Origin of the sequence: Carnobacterium sp., from assembly GCF_045617425.1 — a bacterium.
Taxonomy (GTDB): domain Bacteria; phylum Bacillota; class Bacilli; order Lactobacillales; family Carnobacteriaceae; genus Carnobacterium_B.
Genome location: NZ_JAZLIO010000003.1, coordinates 234,388 through 258,390 on the forward strand (window position 1 = coordinate 234,388; position 24,003 = coordinate 258,390).

General features: G+C 35.7%; 18 protein-coding genes. All 18 read left to right on the forward strand.

The features are described from left to right. Positions 1-80 precede the first annotated feature (80 nt). The 18 genes from rseP to dnaJ all read left to right on the forward strand — a co-directional run bounded on the left by rseP (position 81) and on the right by dnaJ (position 23,964). Entirely contained in the window at positions 81-1,355 is a 1,275-nt protein-coding gene (gene rseP, locus ACKI3H_RS01690; RefSeq protein ID WP_407370569.1) for an RIP metalloprotease RseP, read from the forward strand. A gap of 59 nt (positions 1,356-1,414) precedes the next feature. Next, the gene (locus ACKI3H_RS01695) at positions 1,415-3,121 is read left to right on the forward strand and encodes a proline--tRNA ligase (protein WP_407370570.1); all 1,707 of its coding nucleotides are present in this window, start codon (positions 1,415-1,417) and stop codon (positions 3,119-3,121) included. Positions 3,122-3,255: 134 nt separating this feature from the next. Continuing rightward, positions 3,256-7,596, forward strand: a complete 4,341-nt coding sequence (locus ACKI3H_RS01700) for a PolC-type DNA polymerase III (RefSeq protein ID WP_407370571.1) — start codon at positions 3,256-3,258, stop codon at positions 7,594-7,596. 197 nt (positions 7,597-7,793) lie between these two features. Next, entirely contained in the window at positions 7,794-8,267 is a 474-nt protein-coding gene (gene rimP, locus ACKI3H_RS01705) for a ribosome maturation factor RimP (RefSeq protein ID WP_407370572.1), read from the forward strand. A 36-nt stretch (positions 8,268-8,303) separates the two neighbouring features. Beyond that, positions 8,304-9,581, forward strand: coding sequence for a transcription termination factor NusA (gene nusA, locus ACKI3H_RS01710; RefSeq protein WP_407370573.1), 1,278 nt, complete (start codon positions 8,304-8,306; stop codon positions 9,579-9,581). A gap of 15 nt (positions 9,582-9,596) precedes the next feature. Continuing rightward, positions 9,597-9,884: an RNase P modulator RnpM gene (gene rnpM, locus ACKI3H_RS01715; RefSeq protein WP_407370574.1), complete on the forward strand. Its 288-nt coding sequence runs from the start codon at positions 9,597-9,599 to the stop codon at positions 9,882-9,884. Continuing rightward, on the forward strand, positions 9,881-10,186 hold the full coding sequence (locus ACKI3H_RS01720) for a YlxQ-related RNA-binding protein (protein WP_350450095.1): 306 nt from the start codon (positions 9,881-9,883) through the stop codon (positions 10,184-10,186). The genes rnpM and ACKI3H_RS01720 overlap by 4 nt, the downstream gene beginning before the upstream one ends. A 15-nt stretch (positions 10,187-10,201) precedes the next feature. After that, positions 10,202-12,574: a translation initiation factor IF-2 gene (infB, locus tag ACKI3H_RS01725; RefSeq protein WP_407370575.1), complete on the forward strand. Its 2,373-nt coding sequence runs from the start codon at positions 10,202-10,204 to the stop codon at positions 12,572-12,574. Positions 12,575-12,597: 23 nt separating this feature from the next. Continuing rightward, positions 12,598-12,945, forward strand: coding sequence for a 30S ribosome-binding factor RbfA (rbfA, locus tag ACKI3H_RS01730; RefSeq protein WP_013710724.1), 348 nt, complete (start codon positions 12,598-12,600; stop codon positions 12,943-12,945). A gap of 183 nt (positions 12,946-13,128) precedes the next feature. Next, entirely contained in the window at positions 13,129-13,683 is a 555-nt protein-coding gene (locus tag ACKI3H_RS01735; protein ID WP_407370576.1) for a DUF421 domain-containing protein, read from the forward strand. 465 nt (positions 13,684-14,148) lie between these two features. Next, a complete protein-coding gene (gene truB / locus ACKI3H_RS01740) occupies positions 14,149-15,069 on the forward strand; it encodes a tRNA pseudouridine(55) synthase TruB (protein ID WP_407370577.1) in 921 nt (306 codons plus the stop codon). A 15-nt stretch (positions 15,070-15,084) separates the two neighbouring features. Beyond that, positions 15,085-16,062 carry a riboflavin biosynthesis protein RibF gene (ribF, locus tag ACKI3H_RS01745; RefSeq protein WP_407370578.1) on the forward strand — a complete coding sequence of 326 codons (978 nt, stop codon included), beginning with the start codon at positions 15,085-15,087 and terminating at the stop codon, positions 16,060-16,062. A 258-nt stretch (positions 16,063-16,320) separates the two neighbouring features. Continuing rightward, on the forward strand, positions 16,321-17,535 hold the full coding sequence (locus ACKI3H_RS01750) for an argininosuccinate synthase (RefSeq protein WP_407370579.1): 1,215 nt from the start codon (positions 16,321-16,323) through the stop codon (positions 17,533-17,535). Positions 17,536-17,576: 41 nt separating this feature from the next. Further along, positions 17,577-18,956, forward strand: coding sequence for an argininosuccinate lyase (argH, locus tag ACKI3H_RS01755; protein WP_407370580.1), 1,380 nt, complete (start codon positions 17,577-17,579; stop codon positions 18,954-18,956). 219 nt (positions 18,957-19,175) lie between these two features. Further along, positions 19,176-20,213: a heat-inducible transcriptional repressor HrcA gene (gene hrcA, locus ACKI3H_RS01760; protein ID WP_407370581.1), complete on the forward strand. Its 1,038-nt coding sequence runs from the start codon at positions 19,176-19,178 to the stop codon at positions 20,211-20,213. 18 nt (positions 20,214-20,231) lie between these two features. Next, positions 20,232-20,789, forward strand: coding sequence for a nucleotide exchange factor GrpE (gene grpE, locus ACKI3H_RS01765; protein ID WP_407370582.1), 558 nt, complete (start codon positions 20,232-20,234; stop codon positions 20,787-20,789). A gap of 48 nt (positions 20,790-20,837) precedes the next feature. Then, a complete protein-coding gene (dnaK, locus tag ACKI3H_RS01770; protein WP_407370583.1) occupies positions 20,838-22,676 on the forward strand; it encodes a molecular chaperone DnaK in 1,839 nt (612 codons plus the stop codon). A 130-nt stretch (positions 22,677-22,806) separates the two neighbouring features. Next, the gene (dnaJ, locus tag ACKI3H_RS01775; protein ID WP_407370646.1) at positions 22,807-23,964 is read left to right on the forward strand and encodes a molecular chaperone DnaJ; all 1,158 of its coding nucleotides are present in this window, start codon (positions 22,807-22,809) and stop codon (positions 23,962-23,964) included. The last annotated feature ends 39 nt before the right edge of the window (positions 23,965-24,003 follow it).

A 24,003-nucleotide genomic window follows, 5' to 3' on the forward strand; every position in this document is an offset into this window, starting at 1 on the left:
AGAATTAAACTTGTTTTGTACGCAGTATTAACGATAAAATTAAATTTTAATTTTTAATGAAGTACTAAAGGAGAGAGTATATGATCACTACCATTATTACCTTTATTATAGTGTTTAGTATTTTAGTTATTTTTCACGAATTCGGACATTATTATTTTGCAAAAAAAGCAGGTATTTTAGTTAGAGAATTTGCTATTGGATTTGGACCTAAAATATTTTCTTATCGTAGAGGTGAAACAACGTTTACGATTCGCATCTTACCAGTGGGCGGATATGTTCGTATGGCGGGATATGAAGAGGAAACTGAAATAAAACCAGGTACACCGATTGGCTTAATAGTAAACGATAATAATGAAGTGACATTGATCAATAATTATAAGAAAAAGCAATTATTAGATGCAGTCCCAATGGAAATAAGTGCTATTGATTTAGAAAAAGACTTATTTGTAGAGGGTTACTTAGCTGGTGATGAAACAAACTTGGTCCGCTACCCAGTACTAAGAGATGCCATGATCATAGAAGAAGATGGAACAGAAGTTCAGATCGCTCCGCTTGACGTTCAATTTCAATCTGCTAGTTTGCCAAAAAGAATGATGACAAACTTTGCGGGTCCAATGAACAATATTATTTTAGCTGTGGTTGCATTTATAGTGCTTGCCTTCATGCAAGGTGGTGTAGTCAGCCAAGAAAATATTTTAGGCACGGTGGTTCCCGATAGCCCGGCAGCAGAAGCTGGCTTAAAAGATGGCGATCGTATCGTTCAGATCGATGATGAAAAAATTACCAGCTGGACTGAAATGGTAGAAATCGTACGAGTGAATCCTGATAAGGAATTGCTATTTCATATCGAGTCAGCTGATGGAACAGAGAAAACAGTATCACTAACCCCAGCTGCTAATGAAATGGCTGATGGAACCGAAGTAGGACAAATAGGTGTAGAAAATAGTTTGAATACATCATTTTGGGCAAAAATCGGTTTTGGTTTTACTCAAACTTGGTTCTTAATGACTCAATTGTTTACTGTGTTAGGCTCGATGTTTACAAAAGGATTCTCAATTGACATGTTTGGTGGTCCAGTTGCTATTTATGCAACGACTGAAACAGTTGTTAGAACAGGGTTAATTGGAATAGTCAATTGGCTAGCTGTCTTGAGTGTAAATTTAGGAATCGTGAATTTGTTACCTATCCCAGGTCTTGATGGTGGGAAACTGATATTAAACATTGTAGAGGGTATACGAGGCAAACCACTAAGTGAAGAAAAAGAAGGCATTATCACATTGGTTGGTATCGCCTTATTGTTGCTATTGATGGTGTTAGTTACATGGAACGATATCCAAACGTATTTTTTTAATTAAAGAACATCGAAAAAATTGATAGAGATGAATTTAATGTGTCAAAAAGGAGACAGCAAACGATGAAACAATCAAAATTATTTATTCCAACTTTAAGAGATGTACCTAATGAGGCAGAAGTTCTTAGCCATAAAATGTTGTTAAGAGCTGGATACATCAGACAAATATCGAGTGGTGTTTACAGCTACTTGCCATTGGCAACTCGTGTATTAGAAAAATTAAAAACTATTATGCGTGAAGAATTTGAAAAAATCAATGCAGTTGAAATGTTGATGCCTTCACTATTGCCACGTGAACTATGGGAAGAATCCGGACGTTATGAAACATATGGTGAAGATTTGATGACATTACAAGACCGTCATGGACGTGACTATCTTTTAGGTCCTACTCATGAAGAAGCTTTTACAACTTTGATACGTGATGAAATTTCTTCATATAAACGGTTGCCGCTTTCTTTGTATCAAATTCAAACAAAGTTCCGAGATGAGAAACGTCCTCGTTCTGGTTTGTTAAGAGGAAGAGAATTTATTATGAAAGATGCATATTCTTTTCATGATAGCTTCGAAAGCTTAGATGAAACCTATCAAAATTTTGAAAAAGCTTATACAAGAATATTTGAGCGTTGCGGTCTTGATTTTAGAAGTATTATTGGTGACGCTGGTGCAATGGGAGGCAGCAATTCGAAAGAATTTATGGCTTTATCCGATATCGGCGAAGACACGATCGTTTATTCAGATTCAAGTGACTATTCTGCAAACTTAGAAATGGCTACAAGTTTCCATATGCATAAAAAATCGCTTGAGAATGAAAAAGCTTTAGAAAAAGTTGAAACACCAACTAGCAAAACGATTGCTGAAGTTTCTGAATTCTTGCAAGTAGCACCAGAAAAAATTATGAAGAGTCTATTATTTATTGCAGATGAAAACCCTGTTTTAGTTGTCATCCGAGGCGATCATGAAGTAAATGATGTTAAATTAAAAAATTACCTTGATGCTGCCTTTTTAGAGTTAGCAACCGATGAGGAAACAGTTAACTATCTTGGTGTAAATGCTGGTTCGATTGGTCCAGTTGGCATTAGTGAAGATGTAAGAGTTCTTGCAGATGAGTATGTTCAAGACATGATCAATGCTGTTGCTGGAGCGAATGAAAATGGTTATCATTATTTAAATGTTAATTTAAATCGTGATTCATCAATTGAAGACTATATTGATTTACGCTTTGTTCAAGAAGGAGAATTATCACCTGATGGACAAGGAGTATTGAAATTCACTAAAGGAATCGAGATCGGTCATATCTTTAAATTGGGAACTCGTTATTCAAAACCATTGAATGCTACGGTTTTAGATAATAATGGACGTTCTATACCAGTAGTGATGGGGTGTTATGGAATTGGTGTTAGTCGCTTACTTTCTGCTATTACCGAGCAGCAATCGAGTGAGGAAGGTTTGAACTGGCCAAGACACTTAGCACCATATGAATTACATTTGATCCCTGTTAATATGAAAGCTGATGACCAAGTTAGCTTATCAAACGAGTTGTATACGTCATTACAAGATGCTGGTTTTTCAGTTCTCCTAGACGATCGTAATGAACGTGTCGGTGTAAAATTTAAAGATTCAGATTTAATTGGAATGCCTATCCGAATTACAGTAGGTAAAAAAGCTCAAGAAAATATTGTTGAATTGAAACTTAGAAAAACAGGAGAAGCTTTAGAAGTACGTACCGAAGAATTAATCGATACATTAAACATTCTACTAAGTTCTATTTAATCGCACGAAGACATTACTATTAAAGGAGTTCAAACAAGTACGCACATCCACTTGTCTGTACTCCTTTTACAATTGTACTTTGATTGTTCGTTTTGCTTCTTAGTACTACCCTTAGTAAGTGAAAGGAGTTTCTCATGAGTTTAAATCAAGAAGAATTATTTCAAAAACTACTCGAACAAATCGGTTTACAACATGAAGATCGTTACAAAATTCATTTTTCTCAAGCAAAAGTTTTAAAGGTAACGGTTCATAAATTATCAAAATTGTGGAACTTCCATTTGCAATTCCAAGATATTTTGCCGTTTGAAGTTTATCAAAATCTTTCTGAAAAAATGCAATTAGCTTTTAATCCAATTGCTAGTGTACAATTGACCATTGAAACACTTCAACCCAAACTGACTATTGAAAAACTTGAACATTATTGGTCATCTGCAGTGAAATTAAGTGCAGTTTCTTCGCCAATCTGTGATAAACCTTTTAGAGAACAATTTCCACTTTTGAATGGAAAAAAAATTCAATTTTATGTTGAAAACGAAGTTGTCAAAGGACATTTAATGAACCAGTATTTGCCACCAGTTGAAGAAGCGTATGTTTCTTTAGGTTTTCCAAGATTTAAAATTGAACCCGTTATTGATGAGGAATCTCATCTGAAGAAAATAGCTGAATTCCAAGCGAAAAAAGAAGAATCGGAAACGTTACTAGCTATTCGAGCCAATGAAAATATACAAAAAGCAGAACAAGAAAAGAAACACAATAAAAATCAAGTTCAAGCTCAAAAAGGTCCAATCGTGTTAGGTCGGAAGATTACGGCTAAAGAAGAAGTCAAACAGATGGATCAAATTGTTGAAGAAGAGCGTCGCGTTACAATCGAGGGATATGTCTTTGATGTTGAAGTACGAGTATTAAGATCAGAAAGACAATTACTTATACTAAAAATGACGGACTATACGTCTTCTTTTTCAGTAAAAAAATTCTCTAACTCTCCTGAAGATGAAGCAGCTTTTGCGGCTGTAAAAAAGGGAATGTGGATCCGAGTAAGAGGTAGTGTCCAAGAAGACAACTTTATGCGGGATCTCGTGTTGAATGCTCAAGACATTACGGAATGGGATCATGAGACACGTAAAGATACTGCTCCAGAGGACAACAAACGTGTTGAGTTGCATTTGCATAGCAATATGAGTCAAATGGATGCAACGAATACCGTTATAGATTTAGTGGATCAAGCAGCTAAGTGGGGTCATAAAGCTGTTGCAATAACAGATCATTTTGGTGCGCAATCTTTTCCAGATGCTTTTCATGCTGGTCAAAAAAATGATATTAAAATTCTTTATGGGATTGAAGCGAATATCGTGGATGATGGTGTACCGATTGCCTATAATCCTGAACACATTGAGTTATCAGAAGCGATTTATGTCGTATTTGACGTGGAGACAACCGGGCTTTCAGCCGTATACAATAGCATTATTGAGTTATCAGCCGTTAAAATGCACAAAGGAAATATTATTGAGTCTTTTGAACAATTCATTGATCCCGGTCATCCGTTGTCACAGACAACAATTAATTTAACGGGTATTACGGATGAAATGGTTCATGGCTCAAAATCTGAGGAAGAAGTCTTAACGTTATTTAAAGAATTTGCGGGCGATCATATACTCGTTGCTCATAATGCTAGTTTTGATATGGGCTTTTTAAATACAAGTAACGCTAAACACAATATCCCAGATGCTGTAAATCCGGTAATTGATACGTTAGAATTGTCACGTTTTTTACACCCGCAATATAAGAGTCATCGGTTAAACACTTTAGCAAAAAAATACGGAATTAATTTAGAACAACATCACCGTGCTATTTTTGACTCTGAAACGACTGGACAATTGTGTTGGCTTTTTCTAAAAGAGGCTAGAGAAGAACATGAGATGTTTTATCATGATCAATTAAACGAACATATTGGTGAAGGTGATGCCTATAAACGGGCTCGACCATTTCATGCAACCATTATCGCAACTTCTCAAGTTGGGTTAAAAAATCTCTTTAAATTGATTTCTTCATCCATGGTCAATTATTTCTTCCGAACTGCACGATTGCCCCGTTCTGAATTGAATAAATTTAGAGAAGGATTGATCATTGGCACTGCTTGTAGTCAAGGAGAAGTTTTTGAGGCCATGATGCAAAAAGGATATGATGAAGCAAAAAATAAAGCGAAATTTTATGATTATATTGAAGTTATGCCAAAAGAAGTTTATGCGCCTCTAATCGAACAAGAGTTGGTTACAAATGAATCAGATTTAGAAGAAATTATTCGTAATCTTGTCAAAATAGGAAAAGAGTTGAATATTCCGGTAGTTGCAACTGGAAATGTGCATTATTTAAACCCAGAAGATAGTATTTATCGTAAAATTTTGATTAATTCTCAAGGTGGAGCTAATGCGTTGAACCGAGCAGAATTACCAGAAGTTCATTTTAGAACGACAACGGAAATGTTAGAAACTTTTTCATTTTTAGGAAAAGAAACTGCCCAACAAATTGTTGTGGAGAATACAAATAAGATTGCAGATATGGTGGAAGATGATATCACACCGATAAAAACGGATCTATACACTCCAAAAATTGAAGGTTCAGAGGATGAAATACGTCAATTGAGCTACGATGAAGCACATAGACTATATGGCAATCCTTTACCAGAAATCATTGAAAAAAGAATCGAAAAAGAACTGAACAGTATTATTGGAAATGGATTCTCGGTTATCTATTTGATTTCACAAAAACTGGTTCATAAAAGTATGTCAGATGGCTACCTAGTTGGTTCAAGGGGATCGGTTGGTTCTAGTTTTGTTGCAACGATGACCGGGATCACAGAAGTTAACCCGATGCCGCCACACTATACTTGCCCTAATTGCCAGTTCTCTGAATTCTTTACAGATGGCTCTGTTGGTTCGGGGTATGATCTGCCAGATAAAAACTGTCCGAAATGTGAAGCACGTCTGCACAAAGATGGACACGATATTCCCTTCGAAACGTTCTTAGGTTTTTATGGAGACAAAGTACCGGATATTGACTTGAACTTCTCAGGTGACTATCAAGCAAAAGCACATAATTACACGAAAGAACTCTTCGGTGAAGAATATGTATTCCGTGCTGGAACGATTGGTACTGTTGCAGACAGAACAGCGTTTGGTTATGTAAAAGGATACGAACGTGACAATAATTTGACCTTACGTGCTGCAGAAATTGATCGATTGGCAAAAGGGTCAACTGGAGTCAAAAGAACAACTGGTCAACATCCAGGCGGAATTATTGTTATACCCGACTATATGGATGTATATGATTTTACTCCTATCCAATTTCCAGCAGATGCTCAAGATTCAGAATGGAAAACAACGCATTTTGATTTCCATTCCATCCATGACAACGTGTTGAAACTAGATATCTTGGGTCATGATGATCCAACCGTTATTAGAATGTTGCAAGATTTATCTGGGATTGATCCTAAAACCATTCCGACTGATGATCCAGAAGTGATGAAGATTTTTGGTGGAACTGAAGTTCTTGGCGTAACACCAGAACAGATCCAATCAAAAACGGGTACATTAGGCATACCAGAATTTGGTACACGTTTTGTAAGAGGGATGCTAGAAGAAACCATGCCAACAACTTTTGCTGAGTTGCTTCAAATATCCGGATTATCGCATGGAACAGATGTATGGTTAGGAAATGCGGAAGAATTGATTCGTGTGAATAATATTCCTTTGTCAGAAGTAATTGGTTGTCGTGATGATATCATGGTTTATCTTATTCATAATGGTTTAGAAGATGGTATAGCCTTTAAAATTATGGAATCTGTTCGTAAAGGAAAAGGGATTCCTGATGATTGGCAAAAAGCGATGCGAGATCAAAAAATACCTGAATGGTATATCGAGTCTTGTTTGAAAATCAAATATATGTTCCCTAAAGCCCATGCTGCTGCATATGTATTAATGGCTTTACGAGTAGCTTACTATAAAGTGCACTTTCCAATCCTTTATTATGCAGCCTACTTTTCCGTACGCGCTGACGATTTTGATTTAGTCGCTATGGCGAAAGGAAAAGAAAGCTTAAAATTAAAGATGAAAGAAATCACGGATAAAGGATTAGATGCTTCAACAAAAGAAAAAAATACACTAACCGTTTTAGAATTGTGTAATGAGATGGTTGAGCGTGGATTTGAATTTAAAATGGTAGATTTAGAAAAATCAGATCCAACTAATTTTGTCATTGAAGGTAATTCGCTTATTGCGCCATTTAGAGCTGTTCCGAGTTTAGGAGCCAATGTGGCTAAACAAATTAAGGAAGCTAGAAACGAAAAACCGTTCCTTTCTAAAGAAGATTTAGCTAAAAGAGGGAAAGTTTCTAAAACTGTTATTGAGTTTTTGAATGAAAATGGTGTATTAAAAGGATTACCAGATGAAAATCAATTATCCTTATTTGACCTCTTTTAAGAACTCAACTAATTTAAATCAGAAAAATTTTTAAAGTGAAACACAACTGGAAAGACTTATTTGATGGTGTTTTGTTGCTTATTGTCCGAATTTATGGTACTATTTATTTGGATTTAGATATTCTGTTGAGAGTGAGCGGTGACGCTCACTCTTTTTCGGCAGTAAGTTAGAAAACTAACTATAAGGAGGCGAAAAAGTTGAGTAATGTGGTAGAAACAGTAACTGAAATCGTGCAACCTATTGTTGAAAGAAATCAGTTTGTATTAGAAGACATTGAATTTATAAAAGAAGGCAAAAACTGGTTCTTGAGAGTTTATATTGATAAGCCAGAAGGTATTGATTTAGAGGATTGTGCATTGGTTAGCGAACAAATTAGCGAACACATGGACAAAATCAATCCGGATCCAATACCGCAAGCATACTTCTTAGAGGTTTCATCTCCTGGAGCTGAAAGACCACTAAAAAAAGAAGAAGATTATGTCAATGCAGTAGGGGAATATATCCATATTTCTTTATACGAACCTGTAGATGGTGAAAAAGTTTATGAAGGCACTTTAAAAGAAGTAAATGATGAAACGTTAATATTGACTATTCGCGTTAAAACTAGAGTGAAAGATATCGAATTCAGTCGAAAAACAATTGCGAAAGCTAGAAGAGCGATTCAATTTTAATTTAAATTAGTGTTAAGGATAGGAGAGAAGTAAAAAATGAGCAAAGAAATGTTAAATGCTCTTGAGGCTTTGGAACAAGAAAAAGGAATTTCAAAAGAATTCGTTATCGAAGCTTTAGAAGTTGCTTTAGTTTCAGCGTACAAAAGAAACTATGATCAAGCACAAAACGTTGAAGTTGAATTTGATTTAAAAAAAGGGAATATCCATGTTTACTCTGTTAAAGAAGTGGTAGATGTCGTTTATGATTCTCGTCTTGAAGTAGGTATGGAAGAAGCTTTAGAATTAAACAAAGCATATGAATTAGGCGACAAAATTCGTTTTGAAGTAACTCCTAAAGACTTTGGAAGAATTGCTGCTCAAACAGCTAAACAAGTCATCATGCAACGTGTACGAGAAGCGGAAAGAAACATTATCTACAATGAATTCATTGCTTATGAAAATGATATTATGCAAGGAATTGTTGAAAGACAAGATCACCGTTATATCTACGTTAATTTAGGTAAAATTGAAGCTGTTTTATCTAAACAAGAACAAATTCCTAATGAAGTATACAAACCTCATGATCGTATCAAAGTATACGTAACAAAAGTTGAAAATACATCAAAAGGTCCACAAATTTTTGTTAGTCGTAGCCACCCTGATTTATTGAAACGTTTATTCGAACAAGAAGTTCCTGAAATTTATGATGGAGTGGTCGAAATCGTTTCAATCGCTAGAGAAGCGGGTGACCGTGCTAAAGTAGCAGTTCGTTCGAGAGAAGAAAACATTGATCCAGTTGGAACATGTGTAGGACCTAAAGGACAACGTGTTCAAGCAATCGTAAATGAGTTAAAAGGTGAAAACATGGATATCGTTGAATGGGATGCAGATCCTGCAACATATATCGGAAATGCTTTGAATCCTGCTCAAGTTGTCAGTGTGACATTCAATGAATCTAACGGCAGCTGTTTAGTAGTTGTTCCTGATTACCAACTGTCTCTTGCAATTGGAAAACGCGGACAAAATGCTCGATTAGCGGCTAAATTAACAGGATATAAAATCGATATCAAATCTGAAACAGACATGGAGGCTATCAATTTGGCTAAAGAAGAAACTGGTTTAGAAAAAGATGTTAAATATGCTGAAGTAATTGAAACTATTGAAAGTCAAGAACAAGAAATGAATGATGAAGAAATCATTGAATCTGTTGAAGACCTAGATTCTGAATTTGATGAAATCACAATTGCTGATGACATTGGAGAAGGTAATTTAGATGCTGAATCTGCAGAAGAATTGATTGAATTAGCTGAAGAACGGGATAACGTGGAAGACTAACAAGAGGTGAAAATGATGCCAAAACGTAAAATTCCTATGAGGAAATGTGTTATTTCCAACGAAATGAAACCTAAAAAAGATATGCTTCGAATTGTAATTAATAAAGAAAATCAAGTATCTATCGATCCAAGCGGAAAATTGCCTGGACGAGGAGCTTATGTCTCAATTGAACCTGAAATTGTACAATCCGCATGGGAAAAACATGTGCTGGATAAAGTATTAGGTACTACAACATTGGACGATGCTTTTTATCAAGAACTTTTGGACTATGTTACGCATCAAAAAGCTAGGATGAGTTTATGATAGAAGAACAAAAAGTTTTAAATCTTTTAGGCATGGCAACACGAGCTGGGAAACTGACTACTGGTGAAGACTTAAGTTTAAAAGAAATCAGAAATCAGTCTGCTAAAATTGTGATTGTAGCGACCGATGCAAGTGAAAATACGAAGAAAAAAGTCTCGGATAAGTGTAGTTATTATGAAATTCCTTTTATAATTCACTTTACGAGAAGTGAATTAAGCCAAGCAATAGGAAGAGAACGAACCATTTGCACCATCACGGATAATGGCTTTGGAAAAAAATTCCGAGAATTATTATCAATTTAATTGGAGGGTGATAACATGGCTAAAAAACGTGTATATGAGTACGCTAAAGAATTAGATGTACCAACTAAAAGTGTTATTGATAAAGCAAAAGAACTTGGGATTGATTACAATAGCCATATGTCTTCAATGGAAGACAAACAAGTTGAACAACTAAATCAATTATTTGTTTCAAATAAAAAAGGCAATACAGCTCCTAATAAGAGTGGTCAAACAGAATCAACGAGTACTTCAAGTACAAAAAATCAAAAAGGTGGTAATACTATAACGAATCAGAAGAACCAATCCAATCAACCAAACCGTCCAGCAAAAGAAAATCAAGCTGGTACAAACAAGCCGAAAAATACAACAACTGTAAAACCGGCATCAACAAATAAACCAGCTGCTAAACCAGCTGCATCAACAAAACCAAAAACGCAAACAAGCAGTCAAACTGCTCAAACTGGAACTGGAAATCAAGCACCACAACGTGCAGCAGCAGCTCCAGCAGGTAATAAAAATAAACGAACGGGTAATAGACCGTTTAACCGTGGTAGTGTAGGAACACATGGCGGATTCAACAAACGTAAAAGAAAAGGTAAAAAAGGTGAAACTAAACCGGTAGCACCACCAGTAGCACGTAAATTTAAAGAGTTACCAGAAGTACTTGTGTATACAGATGGTATGACAGTAGCAGATATTTCTAAAAAGATTTACCGCGAACCAGCTGAGATCATCAAAAAATTATTCCTACTTGGTGTCGCAGCAACATTAAATCAAAGCTTAAGTAAAGAAACCATTGAATTATTGGCTGAAGAGTATGGTATTGCAACGGAAGAAAAAGTTCAAGTAGATGTATCTGATTTAGATGTGTACTTTGAACAAGAATCTGCTGAAGAAAACCTTACTTCTCGCCCACCAGTAGTAACCATTATGGGACACGTTGACCATGGTAAAACAACTTTACTAGACTCACTTAGAAATACAAAAGTTAGTTTAGGCGAAGCTGGTGGAATCACACAACATATCGGAGCTTACCAAGTAGATGTTGATGGAAAAACCATTACCTTCCTAGATACTCCAGGACATGCTGCGTTTACAACTATGCGTGCTCGTGGTGCAGATGTAACAGATATCACCATTATTGTGGTAGCTGCAGACGATGGTGTTATGCCTCAAACAGTTGAAGCGATTAACCATGCTAAAGCTGCTGAAGTTCCAATTATTGTAGCAGTGAACAAAGTGGATAAACCAGATGCAAATCCTGAACGTGTTATGCAAGAATTAACTGAATATGGTTTGGTTCCTGAATCATGGGGTGGAGACACTATCTTTGTTGAAATCTCAGCTAAATTCGGACAAAACTTAGATGAATTATTAGAAATGATCTTACTTGTAGCTGAAGTGGAAGATTTAAAAGCAGATCCTACTCGTTTAGCACTTGGTTCAGTTATTGAGGCTCGTTTAGATAAATCAAAAGGTCCAATTGCTACTTTACTTGTTCAAGAAGGAACATTGAATGTAGGAGATCCTATTGTAGTTGGGAATACTTACGGCCGTGTTCGTGTAATGGTTAACGAAAATGGTCGTCGTGTGAAACATGCTGGCCCTTCTGCTCCAGTGGAAATTACTGGGTTAAACAATGCTCCTCAAGCAGGAGATCAATTCGTTGTCTTTGAAGATGAAAAAACAGCTCGTACAGCTGGAGAAACTCGTGAGAAAAAGGCAATGGCTGAACAACGTTCGGTAACGAATCGTGTGACCATTGATAACTTATTCTCTAGTTTACAAGAAGGCGAATTAAAAGACGTTAATGTTATTATTAAAGCAGACGTACAAGGTTCTGCAGAAGCTTTATCATCAAGCTTACAAAAAATTGATGTAGAAGGCGTCCGTGTGAAAATGATCCACACAGCAGTAGGAGCGATCAACGAAAGTGATGTCACTTTGGCAGCTGCAAGTAATGCAATCATTATCGGATTTAATGTTCGTCCAACACCACAAGCTAAGGTTCAAGCTGATCAAGAACAAGTTGATATTCGTTTACACCGTATCATCTATAATGCTATTGATGAGATTGAAACAGCTATGAAGGGTCTATTGGATCCTGAATACGAAGAAAAAGTAACTGGACAAGCAGTCGTTCGTGAAACATTCAAAGTATCAAAAGTTGGAACAATTGCCGGAGGATTTGTTACAGATGGTTACATCACTCGTAGCAGCAGCATCCGTTTGATTCGTGACAATATCGTTATCTTTGAAGGCGAATTAGCAAGTTTGAAACGTTTTAAAGACGATGCTAAAGAAGTTAAAAAAGGATTCGAATGTGGATTTATGGTTAAAGATTACAACGAAGTTCAAGTGGATGATGTTATCGAAGCTTATGAAATGGTTGAAATTAAACGTAAGTAATACGTAAGGAAGAAGGGTTAAACATGGCAAATCATAGAATTGGTCGCGTTTCTCAAGAAATTCAAAGGGAAGTAAATGATATCTTGAAAAAACGTGTGAAAGATCCCCGTGTTGCTGATGTAAATATAACCGACGTACGTGTAACAGGTGATCTACAACAAGCAACGGTTTTCTACAGTATTTTATCTGATAAAGCTAGCGATCGTGAAAAAACACAGCTAGGATTGGATAAAGCTTCTGGTTTAGTTAGAAGTGAATTAGGCCAACGTTTGTCACTTTACAAAACACCAGAAATTAAATTTGAGCGTGATGAATCTGTTGAATATGGTAATCATATTGATGAATTATTGCGTAACTTAAATAAAGACTAAATAAATTCTCAATGAACTAAGTGGGATAAAAAAATCTTACTAAAACATGAGACTTATTTCAAACCTCCAAAGGTAATCTTTGGGGGTTTTTTATTTAAAGAATTTAGTAAAATTTCTTTGATTTCAATTTCTTTACTCTTTAAAACATTTTCTTTACACTTAATGAGTAAGGGAGGTGTTTTTATGTCAGACTTTTTAATAAATTTGCAAACAGAAATGGAAGCGCCCAATCTTTTATTTGAAAGTTGGACACCAGTTATTAGAATCTTTTTTGCAACGATTATTACCTTTATATTGTTGCTTGTCTGCTTAAGAATATTTGGTAATAGAAGTGTTTCCAATATTAGTATACAGGATGTTATCACTTCATTTACTATAGGATCAACGATTTCTTCTACTTTGATTTTAAAAGAAGTAACAATCTTTAATGGTTTTTTAGCCATTGTTCTCTTATTATTATTGCAGTTTCTTATTTCAAAAATCATTAGCAAATGGCCAATTTTTTCTAGTTATATTAATCCGCCTCCTAAAGTATTGTTTTTAAAAGGAGATTTTTTAGAACATACAATGAATAAGAGTCGAGTAACAAAAGAAAATATTTATTCTGCTATTCGATCTCAAGCAAGATGTTCGTCTGATAAGGTTTTTGCAGTAATCTTAGAATCTAATGGAGATCTTTCGGTAGTGACTGAAGTCAGTCCAGGCTATGAAGAAGAAATTTTAAAATATCTAGACTAAAGAGACTGGGACATAGATTCTGGTCTCTGATTTTGTATTATTGAACTTTTTTACGTATCCATTCATTGTAAAGGAGCTTTCGTTTAAATTTATTGATTCAATAGATGGCAAATAAGAATCTATTTGACTAACAAAATAAATTTAATGATTAAATGAGCACTGAAATAAATTCCAATTGATTAATAAATGATTTTATTGATTAAACGAGTATTAAAATAAGTATCCATTTGATTAATAATACAGATTTTTGATTAATAATACAGATTTATTGATAAAGTTCGTACAAAATGATGTTTCACTTAGTACGAGCTTTATCTAAAATCTAGAATAGAGTAACAAAGGTAGCTTTCAATTCGCTCACTAAAACAGATGATTGAACTAATATACAGTTAACAAATGGATGACGGCATTTTGGTAATTATGGTATACTAGGAGAGTTGAAAAAAGGAAGGTTGGGATTTAGCTATGGAAGGTATTCTCCCTTTATGGAAAGAACGTGGCATGACTAGCCATGATTGTGTATTTAAACTCAGAAAAATCTTAAAAACTAAAAAAATTGGACATACAGGTACATTAGATCCAGATGTTGATGGCGTGTTGCCTATTTGTGTGGGCAAAGCCACAAAAGTTGTTGAGTATATGATGGAAACGGGTAAAGGATACATAGGAGAAATCACACTAGGGTATTCCACTACAACAGAAGACCGCAGCGGAGAAATTGTTGAACAAGTTAGTGTCAGAAGCATTCCATCACTGGAAAGTATTGATGAAGCTATGAATAATATGGTGGGAAAAATTACTCAAATTCCGCCAATGTATTCTGCTGTAAAAGTAAATGGGAAAAAATTGTATGAGTATGCTCGTGCTGGCGAAACGGTTGAACGACCGGTTAGAATTGCTGACATAAAATCATTTAAGCGCACTTCGGATCTTTTGGTAGATGAAGAGCAAGGGACCGTTTCGTGGAAATTTGAAGTAGCTTGTGGAAAAGGGACGTATGTTCGGACTTTAGCAGTGGATCTAGGCGCAAATTTGGGCTACCCTGCCCATATGTCAGACTTAACACGTATCTTAAGCGGAACGTTTAAAGCCAGTGATTGTTTAACCTTAGCGCAAGTTGCTGAAAAAATGGAACAACAAGAAATAGAAGAAGCTTTATTTCCTTTGGAATTTGGTTTGAAAGAGTTAGCTTCTTTTGAAATTGATCAAGAGCTTTGGGATAAAGTGAAAAATGGCACAGTGCTTCCAATCAATACTGTACCCGAAGAATTATTGTCTAAGCCAATCGTGTTTATGTATCTTCAAAAAGCTGTCAGTATTTATGCTGTTCACCCGCAAAAAAAAGAGTATTTAAAACCAATTAAAGTGTTACGAAATAATTTATAAAGGAGTTTTCACACTATGGAAATCATTAAATTACATCATCCATATGAGGAAGGTGAAATCCCTAAAGATAAAGTAGTATTAGCTTTAGGTTTTTTTGATGGCGTCCACAGAGGTCATCAAGAAGTAATCGGCAGAGCAAAAAAAATTGCCGAAAAAAATCAGTTGAAATTAGCAGTTATGACATTTAATCAACATCCATCAATTGTGTTTAAAAAATTAAATCCGGATCATCATAAATATCTTTCCACTGTTTCTCGTAAAGAAGAGTTAATGGAAAAAATTGGGGTTGATTTTCTTTATGAAGTAGAATTTACGTCTGCTTTTGCAAGTTTGACTCCTCAAGAGTTTGTAGAACAGTACATTATTGGTTTACATGCTCAAACGGTTGTAGCCGGTTTTGATTATTCATTTGGAAAAAAAGAAGTGGCCTCCATGGAGCATTTGCCGCTATATGCTAAAGATCGTTTTGAGATCGTAGTAGTGGAGAAACAACTCTCAAAAGAAGACAAAATCAGTTCTACACGTATTCGCTTAGCTCTAGAGATTGGAGATATGGCTGCTGCAAATAATCTACTGGGTTATGTTTATGCTACACCTGGAAGAGTCGTACATGGTGATGCAAGAGGAAGATTATTAGGATTCCCAACAGCGAATATCGAAGTTGAGAACTTTGTTAAATTGCCACGCATAGGCGTATATGCTGTTGAAATTTTAGTAGGGGGTCAAGTTTATAAAGGAATGGCCTCTATCGGTCATAATGTAACCTTTGAACCGAATCGTCCATTGACGGTTGAGGTGTACATTCTTGATTTTAATGAAGATATTTATGGTGAAAATGTTACCGTGTTTTGGTACGATTATTTGCGTAATGAGGAAAAATATGATTCGATTGATGCTTTAATCGCTCAATTGAAACAAGATGAACTGGATACTGCGCATTTTTTTGAAGAGTATAAAGGATTGACTCATAAGAACTTTTTAGGCGAACTCTAAACGAATAAAAAAAGACGAGATATCACGATCTTGTCTTTTTTTGTGCATAAAAATGAAAAAATCATGAGTCGATAGCTGGTTTTTATTTTATGCGTTTATACATAATTAACGAATAAAACATATTTATATACAATAATTTTTCTTAAATAAGCTAAAAAATACAATAATTAGTATAAAAAAACACTTTTAGCTTGTTTTAATCTTATTGCCATGTTAGGATACTTTCATGCAATAAAATTAATCGGATGAGGTGTTTTTATGAATAAAGGAAAAGTTGTTTTAGCTTACTCAGGGGGACTGGATACATCAGTCTCTATTAAATGGTTAATGGATGAAGGATATGATGTAATAGCTTGTTGTTTAGATGTTGGAGAAGGAAAGAACTTAGACTTTATTAAAGATAAAGCAATCGAAATTGGTGCGGTAGCCTCATATACGATTGACGCTAAAGATGAATTTGCTAATGACTTTGCATTGATTGCGTTACAAGCGCATACGTATTATGAAGGTAAGTATCCGTTGATATCAGCGTTATCTCGTCCTTTAATCGCTAAAAAATTAGTTGAAGTAGCTATAAAAGAAGAAGCTGTAGCAGTAGCACATGGGTGTACAGGAAAAGGGAATGATCAAGTTCGTTTTGAAGTTGCCATTCATTCTTTAGCACCAGATTTAAAAGTGCTTGCACCGGTTCGTGATTGGACATGGTCAAGAGAAGAAGAAATCAATTACGCTATTGAGCATTCAATTCCGGTTCCAATTGATTTAGATAATCCTTTCTCTATTGATCAAAACTTATGGGGAAGAAGCAATGAGTGTGGTGTTTTAGAAAATCCATGGATTGCTCCACCAGAAGTTGCGTATGATTTAACCGTTAGTTTAGAAAACACACCGGATATTCCTGAAATGATTGAAATCGAATTTTTAGCAGGTGTACCGATAGCAATCGATGGTTCAACATATGAATTAGCTGAACTGATTCAACAGTTGAACAGCATTGCTGGAAAACATGGAGTTGGACGGATCGATCATATTGAAAACAGATTGATTGGGATCAAATCTCGTGAAGTTTATGAAGCACCTGGAGCAGTAACGTTAATGACGGCACACAAAGAACTAGAAGACCTTACTTTTGTTAAAGATATTGCGCACTTTAAACCAATGATCGAACAAAAAATAACTGAAATGATTTATAACGGATTATGGTTCAACCCATTAACTGAAAGTTTGGTTGCCTTTTTGAAATCGACTCAAAAGTACGTTAACGGAACGGTTCGTGTGAAGTTGTTTAAGGGCCATGCCATTGTAGAAGGTAGAAAATCACCAAACTCATTGTATGATGAGAACTTGGCGACTTATACTTCCGCAGATACATTTAACCAAGAGTCATCTGTTGGTTTTATCAAATTGTGGGGATTACCTACAAAAGTACACGCAGAAGTAAATAAACCAAAAGATGCAATTAAGACTAAGTAAAATCTAAGAAAGTATACTTAATAAAAGATAGGATGACAAAAATGAAAAAACTATGGGGCGGTCGTTTTGAAGGAGAAAATCAAAAATGGATTGATGAGTTTGGGGCTTCAATTGAAGTAGACCAAGTTTTAGCTGAAGAAGACATTTTAGGAAGTTTGGCACACGTTAAAATGTTGGCTAAAACGTCGATTATTCTTCAAGAAGAAGCAGATGAAATCATCAAAGGGTTGGAAAGTCTTTTAGTAAAAGCCCAGAATAATGAGTTGGTATTCTCTATTGAAAATGAAGATATTCATTTGAATATTGAAACGCTTCTCCATACAGAAATTGGTCCTGTTGCAGGAAAGTTGCACACTGCAAGAAGCCGGAATGATCAAGTGGCTACTGACATGCACCTGTACTTAAAACGTCAAGTAGGTGAAATTTCTGTATCTCTTGAGGATCTGGAAAAAGTTATTTTGTTGAAAGCAGAAAAGCATGTTGAAACGATTGTTCCAGGATATACTCATTTGCAACATGCTCAGCCAATTTCTTTTGCTCATCATTTATTGGCGTATTACAATATGTTTAAACGTGATTTAGAACGGTATCAAGATAGTTTAAAACGAATCGATTGCTCGCCACTAGGAGCAGCCGCTTTGGCAGGAACAACATTTCCAATCGATCGTTTGTACACCGCTGAACAGTTAGGTTTCAGCTCTATCTACTCTAATAGTATGGATGCCGTTAGCGATCGAGACTTCATCTTAGAGTTTCTATCTACCAGCAGTATACTGATGATGCATCTTTCACGTTTTTGCGAAGAAATGATTCTTTGGACCAGTCATGAATACCAATTTGCTAGTTTAACCGATACTTTTTCGACTGGTAGTTCCATTATGCCGCAAAAGAAAAATCCGGATATGGCAGAATTGATTCGTGGAAAAACAGGCAGAGTGTACGGCAATTTATTTTCGCTGTTAACAACAATGAAAAGTTTGCCGTTAGCCTATAACAAGGATCTGCAAGAAGATAAAGAAGGCATGTTTGATACAGTAAAAACGGTTAAAGATTGTTTGGAAATATTTTCCGGTATGTTGGAAGACATGATCGTGCATGAAGAAAATATGAGTGAAGCAACAACGAAAGATTTTTCGAACGCAACTGAGTTAGCTGATTATCTAGCCTCAAAAGGTATTCCGTTTAGAGAAGCGCACGAAATTGTTGGGAAACTTGTTTTGAAGTGTTTGAAAAATGGTCATTATTTACAAGATATTCCTTTAACTGAATTTCAAAAAGCTGCTCCTATTATCGAAGAAGACGTTTATACGTTATTGGAATCTCGTGTAGCTGTTGAACGTAGAAATTCATTAGGTGGTACTGGATTTGAACAAATTAGAAATGAAATTGAAAAAGCTAAACTAGAATTTAATCTAACATAAGAAAAATTAAAAGACAGTGTTGAAGATGGAACTTTCCATTTTTGACACTGTCTTTTTAGTAAAATTAGGATAAATCAAGCATTAGATTGGCTTTTTAGATAAACGTCAAAATTAGTCAAAAAAAAATCAAAAATTATTGACAGATACAGTTATATTTGGTAAATTAATAAATGTATTAGCACTCAGTAGTTTCAAGTGCTAAAAAAGAGGTGATGCAATATGTTAACTGAAAGGCAGATTTTAATTTTAAAATCTATCATTCGCTTATACACTTCATATGAGACACCCATAGGGTCCAAAACCTTAATGAATGAGGCTGAAATTAATTTTAGTTCAGCAACTATTCGTAATGAAATGGGGCGTCTTGAAGAATTAGGCTTCATTGAAAAAACGCATTCGTCATCCGGTCGTGTCCCATCTTTAAAAGGGTACCGTTTTTATGTAGATCATCTGGTACATCCAGCAAAAATTCAAAAAAAAGATCTTGCGGTCATAAAGAATGCTTTAGGAAATCAGTTTAGACAATTGGATGAGATCGTTTTTCAATCTGCTGAATTGCTTTCTCGGTTGACCAGTTACACGGCGATAACGTTAGGTCCTGAAATCAAAGAAAGTATTCTAACCGGTTTTCGATTGGTGCCATTAAATGATTACCAAGTGATGGCTATCTTAGTAACCGATAAAGGCCATGTAGAAAACCAAATAGTAACGATTCCGAGGTCAATGGATGTTAACGAGCTAGAAAAAATTGTTCGTATTTTTAACGAACAATTAGTTGGTCTTCCGCTAATGGAAGTATTTAAAAGACTGAAGACAGAAATTCCGATATTGTTGAATAAGTATGTTCGAACAAATGAAGGAATGTTGAATATCTTCGAAGATGTCTTTTTGAAAGCTGGACAAGATAGGATGCATGTAGGCGGAAGAATGAATATACTCGATTTCTCGAATGAATTAAATGTCGAAAAATTCAAGTCTATTTATTCCTTAATGGATGGTACTCATGACTTATCTTCTTTATTGATTCCAAGTACGACTGGAATCAATGTAAAAATTGGGACGGAGTTAAACAATGAGCTTTTTAATGAGTTCAGTTTAATTACAGCCAGTTATGACATTGAAGGATATAGTTCAGGTGTTATTGCATTGTTAGGTCCAACAAATATGCCATATTCTAAAATGATTGGTTTGGTGGATGTATTTCGAAATGAGCTTTCAAAAAAAATAATCGACTATTATGATTCTGTAGACGATTAAACAAAAGGAGCTGTTGTTGTGTCTAGAAATAAAGATAAAAAGCAAGAACAAGAAATGGTTGAAGAAACACCAACAGAATTGGTAGAAGAAACAACTGAAACTGTAGAAGTGGAACAACCAGAAGTTGATGAACTTGCTAAAGTAAAAGCTGATTTAGAAGAAATGGAAAATAAATATTTGCGTGTACAAGCTGAAATGGCAAATATCCAAAAACGCAATGCAAAAGAACGTGAAGATGCTGCTAAATTCCGTGCTCAATCTTTAGCAACAGAATTACTTCCCGTTATTGATAATCTAGAACGAGCTCTAGCTATTGAAGTAACAGATGAGCAAGGGAAAAATTTGAAAAAAGGAATTGAAATGGTTATGGAAACATTCAATGCTGCATTGAAAAGTGAAGGCATTGAAGTTATTGATCCTTTGAATGAACCATTTAATCCAAACTTCCATCAGGCGATTCAAACCGTTCCTGTTGAAGAAGGTCAGCCAAGCGAAACAGTTGTACAAGTTTTCCAAAAAGGTTATGATTTAAACGGACGTGTATTACGTCCCGCAATGGTAATTGTCGCTCAATAAAGCTTAAAAAATTGTAAAAAAAAATAAAATATAAATGAGGGATTTAGAATGGGTAAAATAATTGGTATTGACTTAGGAACAACAAACTCAGCAGTTGCTGTATTAGAAGGCGGAGAAGCAAAAATTATTCCGAATCCAGAAGGCAATCGTACGACTCCATCAGTTGTTGCGTTTAAAAATGGAGAAATGCAAGTAGGAGAAGTGGCTAAACGTCAAGCTGTAACAAACCCTAACACAATTAGCTCAATCAAACGTCATATCGGAGAAGCTGGCTTTTCAGTTGAAGTTGATGGTAAAAAATATACTCCACAAGAAGTTTCTGCAACAATTCTTCAATACTTGAAAGGTTATGCTGAAAGCTATTTAGGCGAAACAGTTGATAAAGCTGTTATCACTGTTCCTGCTTACTTCAACGATGCACAACGTCAAGCAACAAAAGATGCTGGTAAAATTGCCGGTCTTGAAGTGGAACGTATCGTTAATGAACCAACTGCTGCAGCATTAGCTTATGGTTTAGACAAAGTAGACAAAGATGAAAAAGTTTTAGTATTTGACCTTGGTGGTGGTACTTTTGACGTTTCAATCCTTGAATTAGGAGACGGTGTATTTGATGTATTAGCTACTGCAGGTGACAACAAATTAGGTGGAGATGATTTTGATAACAAAATCATGGACTACTTGGTAGCTGAATTCAAAAAAGAAAACGGCGTTGACTTATCTAAAGACAAAATGGCTGTACAACGTTTGAAAGATGCTGCTGAAAAAGCTAAAAAAGACTTATCAGGTGTTACTTCAACTCAAATCAGCTTACCATTTATCACTGCTGGAGAAGCTGGTCCATTACACTTGGAAATCAACTTAACTCGTGCTAAATTTGACGAATTAACTTATGACTTAGTAGAACGTACTAAAGGACCTGTTCGCCAAGCATTGAAAGATGCTGGATTATCAACATCTGAAATTGATGAAGTAATCTTAGTTGGTGGATCAACACGTATCCCTTCTGTTGTAGAAGCAGTACGTAAAGAAGCTGGAAAAGAACCAAACAAATCTGTTAACCCTGATGAAGTTGTAGCAATGGGTGCTGCAATCCAAGGTGGAGTTATCACTGGTGACGTTAAAGACATCGTATTGTTAGATGTTACTCCGTTATCATTAGGTATTGAAACTATGGGTGGCGTATTTACTAAACTGATCGAACGTAACACAACGATCCCAACAAGTAAATCACAAGTATTCTCAACTGCTGCTGACAACCAACCAGCTGTTGACGTACACGTAATGCAAGGGGAACGTCCAATGGCAGCTGACAACAAAACACTAGGTCGCTTCCAATTGACAGATATTCCTGCTGCACCACGTGGAATTCCTCAAATCGAAGTAACCTTTGATATTGATAAAAACGGAATTGTTAACGTAAGTGCTAAAGATTTAGGAACTCAAAAAGAACAAACCATTACAATCAAATCTTCTTCAGGCTTAACAGATGAAGAAATCGAACGTATGGTTAAAGATGCAGAAGCTAATGCAGAAGCTGATAAAGCTCGTAAAGAAGAAGTAGAATTACGTAACGAAGTGGATCAATTATTATTCCAAGTAGATAAAACTATTGGTGAATTAGAAGGCAAAGTTGACGAAGCTGAAGTTAAAAAAGCTGAAGAAGCTCGTGATGAATTGAAAGCGGCTGTTGAAGCAAATGATCTTGAAGCAATGAAAACAAAACGCGATGAGTTAAATGAAATCGTACAAGCATTAACAGTTAAATTATATGAACAAGCTGCTCAAGCACAAGGAGAAGCAAATCCTGAAGCTGCAGAACAAGCACAAGATGGTTCTGAAGATGTTGTAGATGCTGATTTTGAAGAAATCGACGATGACGCTAAATAACCTTTATAATTTAAGGATGGAATGGAAAAGCCAAGGCAAATTGCTTTTGGCTTTTTCTTCTAGATATGCTATGCTCAATAAGGTGAATTTGAGGATACATTAAAAAATTGTCAAGTGACGATGGAGGGAAATTATGGCTAAAAGAGATTTATATGAAGTATTAGGAGTATCAAAAGGTGCTTCCGATGATGAAATAAAAAAGGCATACAGAAAATTATCAAAAAAGTTCCATCCGGATATTAATAAAGAAGCTGGATCTGAAGAAAAGTTTAAAGAAGTTGCGGAAGCTTATGAAGTATTAAGTAACCCTGACAAACGTGCGGCATATGACCAATATGGACATGCAAGTACAGATCCAAACTTTGGAGCAGGTGGCGGCGGATACGGCGGCGGAGGCTTTGGTGGTTTCGGCGGCGGTGGTTTCGAAGATATCTTTGAATCTTTCTTTGGTGGCGGAGGTCGTTCGCAAAATCCAAATGCTCCTCGTCAAGGAGACGATTTACAATACACAATCAATCTTGAATTTGAAGAAGCTATTTTCGGGAAAGAAACAACAGTTAGCTATAACCGTGAAGAAGAATGTAAAACGTGTCATGGTGATGGGGCAAAACCAGGTACTCACCCTGTAACGTGTTCTAAATGTCATGGTACAGGTTCATTGAACGTTGAACGTAACACGCCACTTGGCCGCGTAATGACACGTCAAACATGTGATGTTTGTCATGGTACAGGTCAAGAAATCAAAGAAGCTTGTCCAACTTGTCATGGTTCTGGACATACGAAAGACAAACATACCGTTAAAGTAACTGTTCCTGCAGGTGTGGAAGATGGTAATCAAATGCGCTTAAATGGACAAGGGGAAGCCGGTAAAAATGGCGGACCTTACGGAGATTTATATGTTGTTTTCCGTGTTAAAGCTAGCAATCAATTTGATCGAGATGGATCAGAGATTTATTATGAATTGCCAATCAATATTGTCCAAGCATCTTTAGGAGATGAAGTGGAAGTGCCAACTGTTCATGGTAAGGTGAAATTAAAAATACCTGCTGGAACACAAACCGGAACGAATTTCCGTTTGAGAGGCAAAGGAGCACCAAAATTACGTGGTACAGGTACAGGAGACCAACATGTAAGAGTTAAATTAGTGACTCCGAAAAATTTAACAAAAGAACAAACAGACTTGTTGAGACAGTTCGCTAAATCTAGCGGTATGGAAGTTGAAGAACAAGATGGTTCGATTTTTGATAAAGTAAAAGATGCATTTAAAGCAGATAAGAAAAAGAAATGAACCGATTTTTTTAAATAAGCATTAGTTTTATTTAAAGCA